Source organism: Streptomyces sp. NPDC020747 (genome assembly GCF_044334695.1).
GTDB lineage: Bacteria > Actinomycetota > Actinomycetes > Streptomycetales > Streptomycetaceae > Streptomyces.
Genome location: NZ_JBIRTJ010000009.1, coordinates 196,361 through 214,373, shown reverse-complemented (window position 1 = coordinate 214,373; position 18,013 = coordinate 196,361). Strand labels below are relative to the sequence as shown.

At 71.4% G+C, this 18,013-nt stretch carries 14 protein-coding genes, 1 tRNA gene and 1 pseudogene; 11 read left to right on the top strand and 5 right to left on the bottom strand.

From position 1 onward, the window contains the following. Positions 1-19: 19 nt before the first annotated feature. Positions 20-2,524 carry an SCO7613 C-terminal domain-containing membrane protein gene (locus ACH4YP_RS24155; protein ID WP_398492400.1) on the bottom strand — a complete coding sequence of 835 codons (2,505 nt, stop codon included), beginning with the start codon at positions 2,522-2,524 and terminating at the stop codon, positions 20-22. Positions 2,525-2,630: 106 nt separating this feature from the next. Here ACH4YP_RS24155 and ACH4YP_RS24150 point away from each other — a divergent pair, with 106 nt between their 5' ends. Beyond that, on the top strand, positions 2,631-3,092 hold the full coding sequence (locus ACH4YP_RS24150; RefSeq protein WP_361067754.1) for an SRPBCC family protein: 462 nt from the start codon (positions 2,631-2,633) through the stop codon (positions 3,090-3,092). Positions 3,093-3,141: 49 nt separating this feature from the next. After that, positions 3,142-3,213 (top strand) — tRNA-Val (locus tag ACH4YP_RS24145). 85 nt (positions 3,214-3,298) lie between these two features. On the opposite strand, the gene ACH4YP_RS24140 is transcribed toward ACH4YP_RS24145, so the two are convergent. Next, complete coding sequence (locus ACH4YP_RS24140; protein ID WP_361067751.1) at positions 3,299-4,024, bottom strand: 3'-5' exonuclease; 726 nt, start codon at positions 4,022-4,024, stop codon at positions 3,299-3,301. Between the two features lie 168 nt (positions 4,025-4,192). On the opposite strand from ACH4YP_RS24140, the gene ACH4YP_RS24135 reads away from it, so the two are divergent. The 3 genes from ACH4YP_RS24135 (at position 4,193) to thrS (ending at position 8,114) form a co-directional block, all read left to right on the top strand. Continuing rightward, complete coding sequence (locus ACH4YP_RS24135; RefSeq protein WP_143635449.1) at positions 4,193-4,759, top strand: DUF4365 domain-containing protein; 567 nt, start codon at positions 4,193-4,195, stop codon at positions 4,757-4,759. Then, entirely contained in the window at positions 4,756-5,988 is a 1,233-nt protein-coding gene (locus tag ACH4YP_RS24130) for a hypothetical protein (RefSeq protein WP_398492398.1), read from the top strand. The genes ACH4YP_RS24135 and ACH4YP_RS24130 overlap by 4 nt, the downstream gene beginning before the upstream one ends. A gap of 149 nt (positions 5,989-6,137) precedes the next feature. After that, complete coding sequence (gene thrS, locus ACH4YP_RS24125) at positions 6,138-8,114, top strand: threonine--tRNA ligase (RefSeq protein WP_361067743.1); 1,977 nt, start codon at positions 6,138-6,140, stop codon at positions 8,112-8,114. Between the two features lie 149 nt (positions 8,115-8,263). Here the strand turns inward: thrS and ACH4YP_RS24120 are convergent. Next, positions 8,264-8,905, bottom strand: a pseudogene (locus ACH4YP_RS24120) (potassium channel family protein); the annotation flags it as partial. 67 nt (positions 8,906-8,972) lie between these two features. On the opposite strand from ACH4YP_RS24120, the gene ACH4YP_RS24115 reads away from it, so the two are divergent. Further along, positions 8,973-9,533 carry an HIT domain-containing protein gene (locus tag ACH4YP_RS24115; protein ID WP_327394906.1) on the top strand — a complete coding sequence of 187 codons (561 nt, stop codon included), beginning with the start codon at positions 8,973-8,975 and terminating at the stop codon, positions 9,531-9,533. A 143-nt stretch (positions 9,534-9,676) separates the two neighbouring features. Here the strand turns inward: ACH4YP_RS24115 and ACH4YP_RS24110 are convergent, their stop codons facing one another. Together ACH4YP_RS24110 and ACH4YP_RS24105 are read right to left on the bottom strand one after the other, a co-directional pair. Then, positions 9,677-11,344: a hypothetical protein gene (locus tag ACH4YP_RS24110; RefSeq protein ID WP_398492396.1), complete on the bottom strand. Its 1,668-nt coding sequence runs from the start codon at positions 11,342-11,344 to the stop codon at positions 9,677-9,679. Positions 11,345-11,513: 169 nt separating this feature from the next. Beyond that, positions 11,514-13,712, bottom strand: a complete 2,199-nt coding sequence (locus ACH4YP_RS24105) for an elongation factor G-like protein EF-G2 (protein WP_398492394.1) — start codon at positions 13,710-13,712, stop codon at positions 11,514-11,516. Positions 13,713-13,929: 217 nt separating this feature from the next. On the opposite strand from ACH4YP_RS24105, the gene pgsA reads away from it, so the two are divergent. From pgsA to ACH4YP_RS24080, 5 genes are all read left to right on the top strand, one after another. Then, positions 13,930-14,721, top strand: a complete 792-nt coding sequence (gene pgsA, locus ACH4YP_RS24100) for a phosphatidylinositol phosphate synthase (RefSeq protein ID WP_361067759.1) — start codon at positions 13,930-13,932, stop codon at positions 14,719-14,721. A gap of 5 nt (positions 14,722-14,726) precedes the next feature. Further along, positions 14,727-15,653: a phosphatidylinositol mannoside acyltransferase gene (locus tag ACH4YP_RS24095; protein ID WP_398492605.1), complete on the top strand. Its 927-nt coding sequence runs from the start codon at positions 14,727-14,729 to the stop codon at positions 15,651-15,653. Further along, on the top strand, positions 15,650-16,819 hold the full coding sequence (locus tag ACH4YP_RS24090; RefSeq protein WP_361067734.1) for a glycosyltransferase family 4 protein: 1,170 nt from the start codon (positions 15,650-15,652) through the stop codon (positions 16,817-16,819). The genes ACH4YP_RS24095 and ACH4YP_RS24090 overlap by 4 nt, the downstream gene beginning before the upstream one ends. Positions 16,820-16,839: 20 nt before the next feature. After that, positions 16,840-17,190: a hypothetical protein gene (locus tag ACH4YP_RS24085; protein ID WP_398492392.1), complete on the top strand. Its 351-nt coding sequence runs from the start codon at positions 16,840-16,842 to the stop codon at positions 17,188-17,190. Between the two features lie 107 nt (positions 17,191-17,297). Beyond that, positions 17,298-17,843, top strand: a complete 546-nt coding sequence (locus tag ACH4YP_RS24080; protein ID WP_361067729.1) for a hypothetical protein — start codon at positions 17,298-17,300, stop codon at positions 17,841-17,843. Positions 17,844-18,013: the final 170 nt, after the last annotated feature.

Genomic DNA, 18,013 nt, shown 5'->3' with positions numbered 1-18,013 from the left:
CTTTGGGGGCACGCCTGTGTCAGCGCATCCTGCCCAGGACCTCTCGGACTCGGCGGGCGTCGCGTAGGCGCTGTTCGTATGTGGCGCCCAGGGCGAGCAACAGCAGACCGGCCAGCGCCGGAGGTACCCAGCGAGGTACCGCGCCCATCGCCTGGGCGATGTACGGGGCCAGTTCGTGGAGGGCGACCAGGGCGAGGGTGCCGCCGCCGAGGACGAGCAGGGCCTGGAGGCGTTGCCGGGTGCCGACGAGGGTGACCAGGAGTGCCGCCGTGCCGAGCAGCAGCGGGCGCGGCCAGTCGAGGTCGCCCCATGCCGCGAGCAGGCTCGGCAGCAGGGTCACCGACAGGCCGGGCCCGTAGGCCGTCCAGGACGAGGTCTCCGGGTCCCGCCGCCTGCGGACGAACCCGACGACCAGCGCGGGCACGGTCACCGGCAGGGTGTACGCCTCGGGCGAGCCGACCTCCCAGGACGCCAGCCGGACCCAGGTGGCCAGCACGAACAGGGCCGCCGCCGCGTAGCCGACCTGCCTGCGGTCCGACCGGACCGCCGTGCCCGCGGCGATCACGCCGCACAGGGCCAACACGAGTGCGAGCACGGGTGGTTCCATGGCCGCGAGGTCGATCGCCAACAGCGCGGCGACGGCTCCCGTGATCTCGACGGACCGTGTGGGTGTCGCGTCCTTGAGCCGGGCCGCGAGCAGCGCGGCCGTGGCCGGCACCACCAGCACGAGCAGCGCGATGTGGTGCGGCTGCCAGTCCAGCGACGCGCCCGTGGCACAGGCCAGCGCGGCGGCGTACGCGAGGGACGCGGCGGCCGAGACCGCCCGGATCTCGTGCTTCCACCGGACGGCGACCGCAGCGAACAGGGCGGCCAGACCCCCGAGGACGGCGAGCGTGGCGGCTTCGGCGGCCAGGGAGAGTGCGACGAGGTGGAGAGAGGTGACGAGCGCCAGACCGAGGGTGGTCAGGGTGATGGGGGAGGGGCGGGTGTGGGCCGGGGCTCCTGCTGGACGTGCGGGCTCGTTGTCGGCCACGTGTGCGTGACGGCTGTATGCCGCGGCCGTCAGGGCGGCAGCGGTGATCGCGCCCGGCACCAATAGGCCTGCCGCGTAAGGGAGTTCCAGGGTGGCGGGCAGGAGGAGGAGAGCGGCCCAGGCCAGACCGAGCGCCCCGCTCAGGGCGACGGACCGGTGCGGCCCGCCCCGGAACGCCAGGGCCAGGACCGCCGCGACCGCGGCCAGCACCAGCGGAGCCGTTTCCGTGTTCGACGGCCACGGAGTGGAGACCGCCACCGCGTCCCGGGCGTCAGAAGGCGCACCGGACCACACGCGTTCCGCCCAGCCGGCCGGGCCCACCAGAACCACGGTGACGAGGGGCAGGGCCCATGCCACGGCGAGGGCCTGCACACCGGCGGAGGACCACAGCAGGCCACGGCGTACGGACTCCGGCAGCCAGGTGCCGCGTACGGCCAACAACGCGACGCCGCACAACAGATAGCCCGGAACGGTCCACGCGTCGGGCAGCACCGAGCGGAGCACGCCGCCCGCCGCGGCGACGGTGATCAGGCCGCCGGTCAAGGAGAGACCGGGGGCGGCCTGCGCGGTGGGGGCACGCCACGCGGCCCCCAGCGCGATCGCCGCGGCGAGGGCGAGGAGCGCCGCCGCACGGGCGGCGGCGCTCGGACCGGTGGCCTCCCACGAGAGCCAGCCGGCCGCCAGGACACCCCAGGCACCCGTCCCGTACGCGCCGACGACAGCGACGACACGTACGGACCGCACGGACACCGAGAGGGCCACGACCGTGTCGAACGCGGCCGTCACCAGCAGCGCCGCCGTGATCGTGTGATGTCCCGCACCGGCCGCCACCACCCAGAGCAGCAGCGGGAGTTGAGCCGTCGCCATCGCCGCCGGGAGCGGCAGACGCAGGGCGCCGAGCGAGCGCCCGTACGCCGCCCACAGCACGGCCAGGAGCGCGGTCGCGGCGGCCGCGTACCCGGTGCCGTCCACGTCCGCGAGGGCGACCTCGTGCAGGGCGTAGGCGTCGAGCACCGTCAGTACCAGGCCGAGGCCCGCCACCGACTCGGCCGTCGAGCGGAGCCCGCGCTTCAGCAGTGGCACGGGGGCGGCGAGCGCGGCGAAGGTGACCGCGCCGAGGACCGCCGCCCGACCGGCGATGCCCAAGTTCCCCCAGCTGACCAGCGTGAACGCGATCGCCGCGACGGTCAGCAGGACCCCGCCGAGCACGAGCAGCACGTTCTGTACACCGGGAGCCGTGGCCTCCGGGCGCCGGGGGCTGGATACAGGTGCCGACCAGATGGCCGGCGCCCCGGCTCGGGCCGGACCCCAGGCCGGGGCCTGTGCCTCGGCCGACCGGAGCACACCGAGCAGCCAGGACCGACGGGCCAGCAGTTGGGCCCTGCGCGCGTCCAGTTGCCGCAGCTCGTGGTCGAGGATCCGCAACTCCTCGGCCGGTGGCGGAATGTTCGTCATGCTTCGGAGTGTGGTCCGGGTCACGCCGTACGGCATGAGCGCACGTACTCAGGACGTACTCAGATCGGGAAACTTCGGGGTGTGGACGTGCGGGTTTCTCCCCGACCGGGCTGCGGACCGGCAGACTCGGACCATGAAGCGCATGGACTGGACGCATTACCGCTTCCGCAGCCTGTGGACGGTCGCCGCCCCGCTCGGCGAGGTCTACGACGCGCTGGCCGACGCCGAACGCTATCCGCGCTGGTGGCCGCAGGTGCGCGAGGTGACACCCCTCGACGCGATCAGTGGTGTCGTCCGCATCCGCTCGGTGCTGCCGTACGACCTGGTGTTCACCGGGCGCGAGGTGCGCCGCGACCCGGCGGCCGGGGTCCTGGAGATCGCGATGACCGGCGACGTGGACGGCTGGGCGCGGTGGACCCTCGCGGCCGACGGGACCGGCACCCGCGCCCGCTACGACCAGGAGGTCCAGGTGACCAAGCCGCTGCTGAGGCGGTTCGCCGTGCCCGGACGGCCCGCGTTCCGCGCCAACCACGCGCTGATGATGCGGGCCGGGCGGAAGGGGCTGGTCGCGTACCTCCGAGGAGCCCCTTCGCGCGAACCGTGAAGCGGTTTGAAGGAAACGCGAGGAGACCTGTATTGTTCGGTGCGTTCCCGGGCGATTAGCTCAGTGGGAGAGCGCTTCGTTCACACCGAAGAGGTCACTGGTTCGAACCCAGTATCGCCCACCGGGAAAGGCCGGTCCGTCACAGACGGACCGGCTTTTTTGTTCGCTGTCGGTTCGCTACCGGTTCGCCGCCGACGGGATGCGGCTCAAGCCGCCGCCGACAGTTCGGGGCGCAGCGGCCACGCCGGATCGACCGCCTCCTCCGTGCCGCTGCGCGCGAACCACGCCTGGAGGCCACGCGCCTGGGCCGCGTGCCAGAGGGCCTGCAGCGTGTGCAGCTCGGACGCCGAGAGCCGCTCCAGACGTGTCGCGAAACGGCGCCCGACCGCCCGTACGACCTCCAGTGAGGCCAGTGCGTCGGCCGCCGCGTCGTGCGCTCCCGTCAGCTCCACGCCGTAGTGCGCGCAGAGGTCCGTGAGCGTGCGGCGGCCCTTGCGGTAGCGGTCCAGGTGTTTGTCGAGGACCCGCGGATCGAGGACGCGCAACGGCACGGTCTCGAACCAGTGGTCCAGGGAGGACGCCCGGTGCCTGCGCAACTCCCGGTCCAGGAGCGTCAGATCGAAGGGCGCGTTCATCACCACGAGCGGGCGTCCCGCCGCGCTCTGATCTGCCAGTTCCCTGACTATCTCGTCCATCACCGGCGACGGCCAGCGGCCGTTCAGCCGGAGATGCTCATCCGTCAGCCCGTGTATCGCCGTGGCCCCTTCGGGCACCCGCACTCCCGGATTGACCAGCCAGCGGCGCACGCGCGGGCGGCTTCCGGGAGCGTCCTGGACGACGACGGCGGCCGACACGATCCGGTCGGTCTCCACGTCCACACCCGTCGTCTCGGTGTCGAACGCGGTCAAAGGGCCCTCGTACCAGCACGTCATACGCACACAACTCCTCGTTCACCTTCGGCAGTTGACGCGCCGTCCCCTGCCCTTTTTGTGATACCCGGGCTGTTTGCGCCGTACGCCGGAAGGAGACAACAGAGGTACGGGTCTTTGCAGTTCAGCGACCCGCAGCGGGGATTCACCTGATTCGGAAGGCTGTTGGACATGGCGCTCGCGCAGCCCGAGCAGGGCGGGCTGCTGCCCCAGAGGACGGCACCGCATCGCGGCTCACTGGCCACCACGGCATGCATGGAGACACTGCAGGTCGGTTATCTTCACGCGGTCGCGGCGGCCGCGGGCTGTTCCCTGTCCCAGCCCTTTCCGGACAACGGCATCGACTGGCACGTCAGCCACAGCGCCCCCGGGCACACGGTCGACGACGAAGTCACCATCAAGGTGCAGCTCAAGTGCACGTACCAGATCCCGCCGAACCCCCCGGGCCCCGCCTTCTCCTTCACGCTCGACAACGCCCACCTGGAGAAGCTGGCCCGCACCCCGGTCTCGGTGCACAAGATACTGGTCGTGATGCTCGTGCCCAGATCACAGGACGACTGGCTGCGCGCCGGCCACGACCGCCTCGATCTGCGGCACTGCTGCTACTGGATCAACCTCGCCGGACACCGGATCACCGGCCGGCGCAGGACCACCGTGCGGATTCCGACCTCTCGCGTCTTCGACGACCGCGCGCTCTGCGAGATCATGACGCGGGTCGGAACGGGAGGCAGACCGTGACGCACCGCCCAACAGACGAGCCGCTACGCCCCGTCAGGCCCCACCCCGTCGAGACCCCGGGCCTGTGGGACCAGCAACCCCCGCCCGACCAGGTCGACCCGGCCGTCCTCGGCGCGCTCCTGCACCGGCACGGCTGGCAGCGCCGCGGCGGAGCCCCCGGACGGTACGGCCGCTGGACCCCACCAGGGCCCGGCGGCTCCGCCACCAGCCTGCTGGTGCCGGAGAGCCGGGCCTTCCCCGACAGCGAGGACCTGCTCGCCGAAGCCCTCGTCGCGCTGTCCCGCAGCGCCTCGCCCTCCGCCCGTGACGTCCTGGTCGGCCTCGCCGTGCCCAGCGACGAGATCCGCTGGTGGCGCGATGTACCGACGGGTCCCGCCGGCGTCTCGCCCTGGACAGTGGAGGAGCAACTGCGTTCGGCGGCACGGCGGATGCTTCTCGCGGGCGCCCTCGCGGCGCGTGCGCGTGCCGGTTACTACGGCGCCCGCCACCGCAGGCCCGCCGCCTCCTCCCTGGAGAACGTGCTCGTCGGAGCCGCCCCCGGCGGCCGCCGGCTCACCGCCTTCGTCCCGGTCGCCACCGGCCGGCCGCTCGCCGTCCGCCTCCACCAGGCGTTGTACGCGGCCCGCGAGGCCATCGACTACAAGCGCGCGACCGGTGGCATGGACGCGTTCGACGGGGCCGTCGAGGCGGGCGTGAGCCATGAGCTCACGGAGGCGCTGGCGTCCCTGGTGCGCGGCACCGAGGGCGCCCGGATCGCCGTCGAGTGGGCGCCCGCCGCCGGTGTGCCCGAGGGATGCGCGACGCCCGCCGAACCCGTCGAGTTCTCGCCCGGCGACCTGCCCGCACTCCGCGAGGCCGGCGCCCGTTATCTGCGCGAGGAGCCCTCCGTGCCCGTGCGTATCACCGGCGCCGTGGTGCGGATGCGCAGGTCGGGGCCGCGCGGCGACGGGAGCGTACGGCTGCGGGTCATCGCCGGGGCCGAGGTCCCGCACGTACGGATGACGCTCGACGAGGAGGCGTACCGGATCGCGGGGCACGCCCATCTGGTCGGGCTGCCGGTGCGGGTGCACGGGCGGCTGGAGAGCCGGGGCGGATTCCGGCGGCTGACCGGGGCGGCCGGAGTGACACCCGTGCAGGTCGACGAGGCGGAGCGGGACCGGCTGATGAAGTCGCTGCAGGAGACCGCCGAGATCGCGGCCTTCTTCGAGGAGGCGTGCGGCGGGGACTGACTCGTTCCTCGCGGAGGCGTCCGCGCGCGTGGGACGAGGGGAGGGCGGGGGGAGAGGGAACCGTTTCGCGAGGGGCACCCAGGGCTCGGTAGGATCGCCGCAGGCATGGCAGTGCAATGCCTGTAAGTGTCTTCAGTCAGGAGAGTCCGGTGTCAGACGTCCGTGTGATCATCCAACGCGATTCCGAGCGGGAAGAGCGCGTGGTGACGACGGGCACTACGGCGGCCGAGCTCTTCGCCGGTGAGCGCACCATCGTCGCGGCCCGCGTGGCGGGCGAGCTCAAGGACCTCGCGTACGAGGTGAAGGACGGCGAGACCGTCGAGAGCGTGGAGATCTCCTCCGAGGACGGTCTCAACATCCTGCGCCACTCCGCAGCGCACGTCATGGCGCAGGCCGTGCAGGAGCTGTTCCCCGAGGCCAAGCTGGGTATCGGCCCGCCGGTCAAGGACGGTTTCTACTACGACTTCGACGTGGAGAAGCCCTTCACGCCCGAGGATCTCAAGGCCGTCGAGAAGAAGATGCAGGAGATCCAGAAGCGGGGGCAGAGGTTCTCCCGTCGTGTGGTCACCGACGAGGCGGCTCGCGAGGAGCTCGCTTCGGAGCCGTACAAGCTCGAACTGATCGGGATCAAGGGCTCCGCCTCGACCGACGACGGCGCGGACGTCGAGGTCGGTGCCGGCGAACTCACCATCTACGACAACCTCGACGCCAAGACCGGCGACCTGTGCTGGAAGGACCTCTGCCGCGGTCCCCACCTGCCGACCACCCGGAACATCCCGGCGTTCAAGCTGATGCGCAACGCCGCCGCGTACTGGCGGGGCAGCGAGAAGAACCCGATGCTCCAGCGCATCTACGGCACCGCGTGGCCGTCGAAGGACGAGCTGAAGGCGCACCTGGAGTTCCTCGCCGAGGCCGAGAAGCGCGACCACCGCAAGCTCGGCAGCGAGCTGGACCTGTTCTCCATCCCGGAGCAGATCGGCTCCGGCCTCGCCGTCTTCCACCCCAAGGGCGGCGTCGTCCGCCGGGTCATGGAGGACTACTCGCGGCGCCGCCACGAGGAAGAGGGCTACGAGTTCGTCTACACCCCCCACGCGACGAAGGGGAAGCTCTTCGAGACGTCCGGGCACCTGGACTGGTACGCCGACGGCATGTACCCGCCCATGCAGCTCGACGAGGGCGTGGACTACTACCTCAAGCCCATGAACTGCCCGATGCACAACCTGATCTTCGACGCGCGCGGCCGCTCCTACCGTGAACTGCCGCTGCGCCTCTTCGAGTTCGGGACCGTGTACCGGTACGAGAAGTCGGGCGTCGTGCACGGTCTGACCCGTGCCCGGGGCTTCACGCAGGACGACGCGCACATCTACTGCACCAAGGAGCAGATGGCGGAGGAGCTCGACAAGACGCTCACCTTCGTCCTCGGCCTGCTGCGGGACTACGGCCTGACCGACTTCTACCTGGAGCTGTCCACCAAGGACCCGGAGAAGTTCGTCGGCTCCGACGAGATCTGGGAGGAGGCCACCGAGACGCTGCGGCAGGTGGCCGAGAAGCAGGGCCTCCCGCTGGTCCCGGACCCGGGCGGCGCCGCGTTCTACGGGCCGAAGATCTCCGTCCAGACCAAGGACGCGATCGGCCGGACCTGGCAGATGTCGACCGTCCAGCTCGACTTCAACCTGCCGGAGCGCTTCGACCTGGAGTACACGGGCCCCGACGGCACCAAGCAGCGGCCGGTGATGATCCACCGCGCTCTGTTCGGGTCGATCGAGCGCTTCTTCGCGGTCCTTCTTGAGCACTACGCGGGCGCGTTCCCGGCGTGGCTGGCGCCCGTCCAGGCGGTCGGCATCCCGATCGGCGACGCGCACGTGGACTACCTGCAGAAGTTCGCCGCCGAGGCGAAGAAGCAGGGCCTGCGGGTCGAGGTCGACTCGTCCTCCGACCGTATGCAGAAGAAGATCCGCAACGCCCAGAAGCAGAAGGTGCCCTTCATGGTCATCGCGGGCGACGAGGACATGGCGGGCGGCTCCGTCTCCTTCCGCTACCGCGACGGCTCCCAGGAGAACGGCATCCCGCTCGACGAGGCCATCGCGAAGATCGCGAAGGTGGTCGAGGAGCGGGTGCAGGTCTGATCGCGCAGGCGGGTCCCATCCCCGTACGCGAGCGCCCGGCCGTACGGTCCTGAAGGCGCCCGGAGGCCCCCGGAGAGCTCAGCTCTCCGGGGCCTCCCGCGGTTCATGAGGGGGGCGGCGGGGCGTTCGTCCGGCACGGGGGCCGCTGCCCGGCGTTCGTCCTCGCTGGAGAACACCTGCAGCAGCCACGCCGAGAACGACCCCGTCACCGTGCCGAGCAGCGCCGGCCCGCAGGCCATCAGGCCCACCGCGATCACGCGTCCGGCCGCCGTCACGGGGGTCACGTCGCCGTATCCCACGGTCGCGAGCGTGGAGGAGGTCCACCACACCGCGTCCCCGAAGGTACGGATCGTCGCGCCCGGCGCCGCGGGCTCCTGCTGGCACACGGCGAGCGCGCCCGCGAAGCCGAGCAGGGACACCGAGAGACCCGCGTACGTGATCACGCGCGCGTGCAGCGAGAGCCGCGGGCGTCCCCGCCGGCGCTGGACCGCCTCGTAGACCCTGACCACGCGCACCGGACGCAGCAGGGGCAGGGCCAGGACGACCGTGTCCAGCCAGTGCGTCCGTACGAAGCGGTGGCCCTGGCCGCTCAGCCGCCGGTGCACGGCGTAGTCGACGGCGAACACCGCCCAGCTCGCCAGGGTCACCGCGAGACACACGTCCCGCCACGGGCCGGGCAGGCCGTGGGCGAGGACATGGATCGCGTACGCCGTGAGAAAGAGCATCGAGGCCAGCGCGAGCGGGACCTCGGCGCGGTGCTCCCAGCGGGCCGTGCGGCTGTCGTCGTCCATCGGCTCAGCTTGGCCGGAGGCCCTTTCACGTGGTACCCGGCGACACGCCGCGAACGGGCGAAGCCATATGCTGCACCACATGACGAGTGAGCCGGAGCAGCAGATCGGAGTCGGCACACAGGACGCGTTCCAGCGCCTGTGGACGCCCCACCGGATGGCGTACATCCAGGGCGAGAACAAGCCCACCGGTCCCGGGGCCGACGACGGCTGCCCGTTCTGCTCGATCCCGGCCAAGTCCGACGAGGACGGCCTCGTCATCAAGCGTGGCGAGCAGGTCTACGCGGTGCTCAACCTGTACCCGTACAACGGCGGGCACCTGATGGTCGTGCCCTACCGGCACGTCGCGGACTACACCGACCTGACCGTGGCGGAGACCGCCGAGCTCGGCGAGCTGACCAAGCAGGCGATGACCGCGCTGCGGGCCGCCTCCGGCGCGCACGGGTTCAACATCGGGATGAACCAGGGCACGGTCGCGGGCGCCGGTATCGCCGCGCACCTGCATCAGCACCTCGTGCCCCGCTGGGGCGGCGACACCAACTTCATGCCGGTGGTCGGGCACACACGAGTGCTGCCCCAACTGCTCGCGGACACACGGAAGATGCTCGCGGAGGCCTGGCCGACGGCCTGATCCCCGCCCCGTAAGGGGCGCGGAGAACCGCGCGGTCAACCCCCACGGCCCGCACGATCTTCACGACCGCACGATCCACGACGCACCGGCCTCAACGACCCGCACGAACCGCCCACCCGCACGTCCGCCGAACCGCCGGGGGCTCACGCGTCGTACACGTCCGCCTTCCTGGGCGACGCGTCCTGGATCGCCGTGCTCAGGAACGACGAGCGGTTGCCGAACTTCTCGGTGTCGACGCCGTTCTCCTTGAGGACCTTGATGGACGCCGCGTGCACCACACGCAGCACGGGTGTGGCGGCCCGCAGCGCGTCGTCGGCCATGAAGCGGTGCCGCCAGGGCTGATCGGCCCACGCGTGCCGCAGACCGAACGGCTCCGGGAGCGCGAGGCTGCCGCCGAGCCAGTTGAGCAGCGGCGGGTACCAGGTGATCGGGGCGCGCACCGCGAGGCGCACCACCTCGTCCGTTTCGACGAGGGGCAGCTTCTTCGCGCGGGTCTCCCAGGGCTTGAAGGGCTTGGCGATCGGCTTCGTCTTCGCCGAGGGCTTGGTCGTGAACAGCGTGTGCACGGGCCCGAGCGCGTGGCCGGTGACCTCGATGCGCAGGGTCTCGTGCAGCACGGTCACCGTGATCAGCATGGTGATGACCAACTGGCCGTCCCAGAGCGTCCACTGGATCCCGAGGTAGTGCCGGTCGCCGCTGCCGAACTGCTGCTTGTTGCAGATGTCCTGGATGGCGTGGTTCTTCACCTGGTACGCGTCCACGTCCGTGCCGCCCGGCCGGGACACCGAACCCGCGTTCTCCCCGATCGGGGTGACCACCCAGTGCTTTATCGAGGGGCGCGGGAAGCCGCCGGTGTTGAGCGGGCCGCGCTCCAGCATGCGCAGTTGGTCGTGGATCGACCGGATGACGTCCCAGCTGCGGAAGGGGTGGATCTCCTTGCTCTCGTCGAGCGGCACCAGATCCTCGGCGAGCTGCCAGCTGCCCCAGCGTGTGCCCATGCCGAGTATGCCCTTGGGGCCCGCGTAGAAGACGGAGTTGGACTGCTGCTCGGCGCTCAGCTTGGCCAGGTTCTGGCGGAGCGACTCCGCCGCCGTCTCGCCGGGGCTGCCGGGCACCGCCTCGGGGATCTTGGCGCCCACGCCGCCGCCCGACAGCAGGCCCTCCCATCGGGCGCGCAGGTCCTTGGCCGTGCGCTCGCAGATCTGCTGGGCCCAGAACCAGCCGACGACCGGCATGACGATCGCCGCGCGTGCGTACCAGGCCCAGAAGCCGCCGAACGGCAGCCGGAGCAGGAAGACCACGGCGAGCGCGCCGAAGGCGATGAGGAGGGTGGTCGCGAGGGCGGAGGCGCGCTTGTCCTCACGCTTGGCGATCATCGTGCGGATCTGGAAGACCAGCAGCCAGGCGATGAGCCCGGGCAGGAAGATCAGCCCGCACAGCACCGTCACCGCCGTCAGCCAGTTGTCGCGCTCCCTGCGGATGCGGTTCGCGGCCAGGCAGTGCTCGACGACGACCTGCGGTTCGGTGCCGAACGACTGGATGAGCGCGCTCCGGCCGCTGCCCAGCATCCGGTCGTGCACGGCCCGCGAGAACGCCTCGCCGAGGTTGGGCACGAAGAGCTTGAGCTTGCCCTCCTTGACCGTCGACTTGTGCCGGTCGTTGTTGGCTTTGAGGATCTCCCCGATCTCGTTGTCCCGGTACGCCGCCGAGGCCAGGGCGAACGTCGCCGCTGTCTGGCCCGCGGCACCAGAGAGCGGGACCTGCGCTCCGGGCCTGAAATCGAATCCGTCGTCCGCCACTGCCGCCCCCATCGCCGCCGTGCTCCGCTCCTGCGGCTTTTCCCGACTTCCGTGCTCCGCACACCTGTTGATCAGGTCATCGTCTTGATCAGGTTCTCAGAGTATCCGCCGGGACCGACATCCGTCGGCGGACAGCCCAAGCTGCCCGCCGACCCGGAGGGGCTGTCGACCCGTGTCCCAACTAGGGATTTCCCTGCGCCTGTTCGCGGATCTTCTCCGCCAACTGTGCCGGCATCGGCTCGTGTCGGGCGTATGTGCGGTGGAAGCGCGCGGTGCCGTGCGAGAGGGACCGCAGGTCCACCCCGTACCGCCCGATCTCGATCTCGGGGACCTCGGCCCGTACGCGCGTGCGGTTGCCGCCGGCCTGCTCGGTGCCGACGACGCGACCGCGCCGCCCCGACAGGTCGCTCATCACCGCGCCCACGTACTCGTCGCCGACCAGGACCGTCACCTCGGCGACCGGCTCCAGAAGATGGATCCGGGCGTCGACCGCGGCCTCCCGCAGGGCGAGCGCTCCCGCCGTCTGGAACGCGGCGTCCGAGGAGTCCACCGAGTGCGCCTTGCCGTCGAGCAGCGTGATCCGGATGTCGATCAGGGCGTAGCCCGCGGCCACGCCCCTGGCGGCCTGCGCGCGCACGCCCTTCTCGACGGACGGGATGAACTGCCGGGGCACGGCCCCGCCGACGACCTTGTCGACGAACTCGATGCCGGAGCCCCCGGGCAGCGGCTCCACCTCGATCGCGCAGATCGCGTACTGCCCGTGCCCGCCCGACTGCTTCACATGACGGCCGCGCCCGGCCGACCTGTCGGCGAACGTCTCCCGAAGGGAGACCTTGTGCGGTACGACATCGACCTGGACGCCGTAGCGGCTGCGCAGCCGTTCCAGGGCGACGTCCGCGTGAGCCTCGCCCAGACACCACAGGACGACCTGGTGGGTGTCCTGGTTCTGTTCGAGCCGCATCGTCGGGTCCTCGGCGACCAGCCGGCCCAGGCCCTGCGACAGCTTGTCCTCGTCCGCCTTGCTGTGCGCCTGGATGGCGAGGGGCAGCAGCGGGTCGGGCATCTCCCACGGCTCCATGAGCAGCGGGTCGTCCTTGGAGGAGAGCGTGTCGCCGGTCTCGGCGCGGCTCAGCTTGGCCACGCAGGCGAGGTCGCCCGCGATGGCGTGCGTGAGGACGCGCTGCTGCTTGCCGAACGGCGCCGACAGGGCGCCGATGCGCTCGTCGACGTCGTGGTCCTCGTGGCCGCGGTCGGCGAGCCCGTGTCCGGAGACGTGCACCGTCTCGTCGGGGCGCAGCGTCCCGGAGAACACGCGGACCATCGACACCCGGCCGACGTACGGGTCGGACGCGGTCTTCACGACCTCGGCGACCAGCGGCCCGTCGGGGTCGCAGGCCTTCACCTGGCGTGCCCTGCCGTCCGGGGTGGTGACCGTCGGGGCCTCGCGCTCCAGCGGGGTCGGGAAACCCCCGGTGATCAGCTCAAGGAGCTCCACCGTGCCGAGGCCCTGTTTGGCTCCCTCGGCGGCGGGCGCGGCGGCCAGCACCGGGAAGAAGATCCCGCGCGCGACGGCCCGTTCCAGGTCCTGCACGAGTGTCGTGAAGTCGAGTTCCTCGCCGCCGAGGTAGCGGTCCATGAGGGTCTCGTCCTCGCTCTCGGCGATGATCCCCTCGATCAGCCGGTTGCGGGCCTCCTCGATGAGCGGCAGCTGCTCGGGGCCCGGCTCGGACTCCTTGCGCTCCCCGGAGGAGTAGTCGAACAACCGCTGCGACAGCAGCCCGGTCAGTCCCGTCACGTGAGCGTGCCCGTCGGGACCCTGCGGGCCGTGCAGCGGCAGGTACAGCGGCAGTACGGCGTCCGGGTCGTCGGCCCCGAAGGCCTCCGCGCAGGTCCGCGTCATCTGGTCGAAGTCCGCCCTGGCCGACTCCAGGTGCGTGATCACGATGGCCCGCGGCATACCGACCGCCGCGCACTCCTCCCACACCATGCGCGTCGAGCCGTCCACCCCGTCCGAGGCCGAGACGACGAAAAGGGCCGCGTCCGCCGCTCGCAGACCGGCCCTCAACTCGCCGACGAAATCGGCGTATCCAGGTGTGTCGAGAATATTGATCTTGTATCCGTCCCAGTCGACGGGTACCAGGGAGAGCTGTACCGAGCGTTGCTGCCGGTGCTCGATCTCGTCGTAGTCGGAGACGGTGCCGCCGTCCTCCACACGGCCCGCCCTGTTCACCGCCCCCGCCGTCAGCGCGAGAGCCTCCACCAGAGTCGTCTTGCCCGATCCGGAGTGGCCGACCAGCACCACATTCCGTACGGACGCGGGGTGGTCGGCCGCCGTAGCCCTGCCGGCGGCTCCGGGGTGTGCGTTCGCCTTGTCGCCCATGGCCTTGCCTCCCGTGCACGGTGAGGTCACTGTGGGCGCGGACGCGCGGCGCCGCGTGCGGTGGCGGCTCCGATGACGCCCGCGGTGTCTTCGAGCTTTGCACTCGTGTCACGGTGCGTCCATACAACGGACGCGATCGCGCCGTCCCACGGATGTCATCAGGACGTGACCCGGGGCGCGGGTGCCCGACCGTCGCACAAGCGCACGCGTGGCTACGATGGGCCAGCCGGTGGCCAGCAGGGGCCGCGCGGCCACACCGACCCTCGGGAAGGCCATGCTGAACAAGTACGCGCGTGCATTCTTCACGCGTGTCCTCACACCGTTCGCCGCGTTTCTCATCCGCCGGGGGGTAAGCCCCGACACGGTCACCATCCTGGGCACGGCCGGAGTGATGGCGGGCGCGCTGGTCTTCTTCCCCCGGGGAGAGCTCTTCTGGGGCACGATCGTCATCACGCTGTTCGTGTTCTCGGACATGGTCGACGGCAACATGGCCCGCCAGCTGGGCCGCTCCAGCCGCTGGGGCGCCTTCCTCGACTCGACGCTCGACCGGGTCGCCGACAGCGCGATCTTCGGCGGATTCGCACTCTGGTACGCGGGCGGGGGCGACGACAACGTCCTGTGCGCCGTCTCGATCTTCTGCCTGGCCAGCGGCCAGGTGGTCTCGTACACCAAGGCCCGCGGCGAGTCGATCGGACTGCCCGTCGCCGTCAACGGCCTCGTCGAGCGCGCCGAGCGCCTGGTGATCTCGTTGGTTGCGGCCGGTCTGGCGGGCTTCCACAAGACTTTCGGCGTGCCCGGTATCGAGATCCTGCTGCCCATCGCGCTGTGGATCGTCGCCGTCGGCAGTGTCGTCACGCTGATCCAGCGCGTCGTCACGGTCCGCCGGGAGTCCGCCGAGGCGGATGCCGCGGCCGACACCTCAGCCTCCGCCTCTCCATCACCTTCACCTTCTCCCTCCGCCACCGCCTCGCCGGACAACGCCTCGCGGAGCAGCGAGGCCACACCGTGAGCGGTCTGAGCGGTCTGAAGGGCCAGCTGACGTACGCGGCGTACGCGGCGGGCTGGGGAGCCGTCAAGAAGCTCCCCGAGCCCGTCGCCGTACGCCTGGGCCGGACCATCGCCGACATCACCTGGAAGCGGCGCGGCAAGGGCGTACGACGCCTCGAATCCAACTACGCGCGCGTGCTGCCCGACGCGAGCCCGGAGCGGCTCACCGAGCTCTCCAGGGCCGGCATGCGCTCGTACCTGCGCTACTGGATGGAGTCCTTCCGGCTGCCCGCCTGGAGCAGGGAGCGCATCAAGGGCGGCTTCGTCGCGAAGGACATCCACTACCTCACCGACGGGCTCGCCTCCGGCAAGGGCGTCATCATCGCGCTGCCGCACCTGGCCAACTGGGACCTCGCCGGCGCCTGGGTCACCACCAAGCTGGAGACGCCGTTCACGACGGTCGCCGAGCGGCTGGAGCCGGCGAAGCTGTACGACCGGTTCGTCGCCTACCGCGAGAGCCTCGGCATGGAGGTCCTGCCGCACAGCGGCGGCACCGCGTTCGGCACGCTGGCCCGGCGGCTGCGCGACGGCGGCCTCGTCTGTCTGGTCGCCGAGCGCGATCTGTCGGCCTCCGGGGTCGAGGTCAAGTTCTTCGGAGACGCCACCCGGATGCCCGCGGGCCCGGCGCTGCTCGCCCAGCAGACCGGTGCGCTGCTGCTGCCGGTGACGCTCTGGTACGACGACTCGCCCGTGATGCGGGGCCGGATCCATCCGCCCGTCGACGTCCCCGAGTCAGGTACCCGGGCCGAGAAGACGTCTGCCATGACACAGGCGATGGCCGACGCCTTCGCCACGGGTATCGCCGACCATCCGGAGGACTGGCACATGCTGCAGCGCTTGTGGCTCGCCGACCTGGAGCCCCGCTCCGGGCCGGCAGAGGGGGAACAGCCGTGAGAATCGGCATCGTCTGCCCGTACTCCTGGGACGTGCCCGGGGGAGTCCAGTTCCACATCCGCGATCTGGCGGACCACCTCATCGGCCTCGGGCACGACGTGTCCGTCCTCGCCCCGGCCGATGACGACACCCCCCTTCCGCCGTACGTCGTCTCGGCGGGCCGTGCTGTCCCGGTGCCGTACAACGGGTCGGTCGCCCGCCTCAACTTCGGGTTCCTGTCGGCCGCGCGGGTGCGGCGCTGGCTGCACGACGGCACGTTCGACGTGATCCACATCCATGAGCCGGCCTCGCCGTCGCTGGGCCTGCTGGCCTGCTGGGCCGCACAGGGGCCGATCGTGGCCACCTTCCACACGTCGAACCCGCGGTCCCGGGCGATGATCGCCGCGTACCCGATCCTGCAGCCCGCCCTGGAGAAGATCAGGGCACGCATCGCGGTGAGCGAGTACGCGCGACGCACCCTCGTCGAGCACCTGGGCGGTGACGCCGTCGTCATCCCGAACGGTGTCGACGTGGACTTCTTCGCGAAGGCGGAGCCCAAGGCCGAGTGGCAGGGGGACACGATCGGCTTCATAGGGCGCATCGACGAGCCCCGCAAGGGCCTGCCGGTCCTCATGAAGGCGCTGCCGAAGATCCTCGCCGAGCGGCCGGGGACGCGGCTCCTGGTCGCCGGTCGCGGTGACGAGGAGGAGGCCGTCGAGAAGCTCCCCGCGGAGCTGAGGTCGCGCGTCGAGTTCCTCGGCATGGTGAGCGACGAGGACAAGGCACGGTTCCTGCGCAGCGTCGACCTGTACGTCGCGCCCAACACCGGCGGCGAGAGCTTCGGGATCATCCTCGTCGAGGCCATGTCGGCGGGCGCGCCCGTGCTCGCCTCCGACCTCGACGCGTTCGCGCAGGTACTCGACCAGGGCGCGGCGGGCGAGCTGTTCGCCAACGAGGACGCCGACGCGCTGGCCGCCTCGGCGCTGCGGCTGCTCGGCGACCCGGCACGCCGCGCGGAACTGCGCGCGCGGGGGAGCGCGCATGTGCGGCGCTTCGACTGGTCGACGGTCGGCGCGGACATCCTGTCCGTCTACGAGACGGTCACCGACGGCGCCGCAGCGGTCGCCGCCGACGAGCCCCACGAGCCGGGCGGGCTGCTGGCCCGACTCGGCCTGGTACGGGACTGAGAGCGGGAGGGAAACGCGCGGTGCGGGACGCGAATGGCGCGGAGGGTGTACGTGATGTCCGGGAGGTGTCCCTGGAGGCATCCAGGGACACCTCCCGGACGCCTCTGACGGCCGACGAGGAGCTCCGCTGCCGTTCGGTCTTCGCCACCGAGATCGGCGCGCAGCTGGCCCGCCAGGGCTGGGCCGTCTTTCCGGCGCACACGCCGGAGGAGCGCATCCGGCTCTTCGCGGTGGCGCGGATCATCGAGCAGCGGCTCGGGTGCCGGGTCGAGGCCGTACCGCAGGACATCGTGTCCATGCGGTTCACGGTGGCGGGCGCTGCCCCTGAGGTCGGTCGGGCGGCCGACGCCTCCGGGCAGTTGCCCGACTGACGCCCGCGGCGACGCCCGGTACCGCCTTTGTGCGGTTCGGCCCCTGATCGTCGTGCGGGGCCGTGCCGGGGCGGGCGGTCGGGTGCGCACCGGTAGCGTGTGCGCCCGTGACCTCCACACTGATCTGGATCGTGGTCGCCCTCGTGGCGATCGGCCTCTACCTGAGCTGGACCGCGGGACGGCTCGACCGGCTGCACTCGCGGATCGACGCGGCGCGGGCCGCGCTCGACGCGCAGTTGCTCCGCAGGGCGTCGGTGGCACAGGAACTGGCCACCTCCGGAGTGCTCGACCCGGCCGCCTCGATCGTGCTCTACGAAGCGGCGCACGGGGCCCGCCAGGCCGAGGAGGACAACAGGGAGGTCGCCGAGAGCGACCTCAGCCAGGCACTGCGGGCCGTGTTCGGAGAGGTCCAGCAGGTCGAGGCGGTGCAGGCGGTCCCCGGCGGCGAGGACGCGGCGCGTGAACTCGCCCAGGCCGTCCGCCGGGTGCCGATGGCCCGGCGCTTCCACAACGACGCCGTACGGGCGGCCCGCGCCCTGCGCCGCCACCGCAAGGTGCGCTGGTTCCGGCTGGCCGGCCACGCGCCCTTCCCGCTGGCCTTCGAGATGGACGACGAGGCTCCGGTCGCCCTCGCGGACCGCCCGGGAACGTAGTCCACGCGCGCGTGGACCCCGGACAACCCTTCCGGCCACGGGATCCGACGCTGCCGGGCACAGCACACGACGTCGCTGGTCACAGCCCCGGCCGCCCCGACCTGGCCACGGGAAACCCGCCCGCAGGCCCCGAAAATGAGCCACCGCCTCCCCATTGGCCCTTGCAGTGG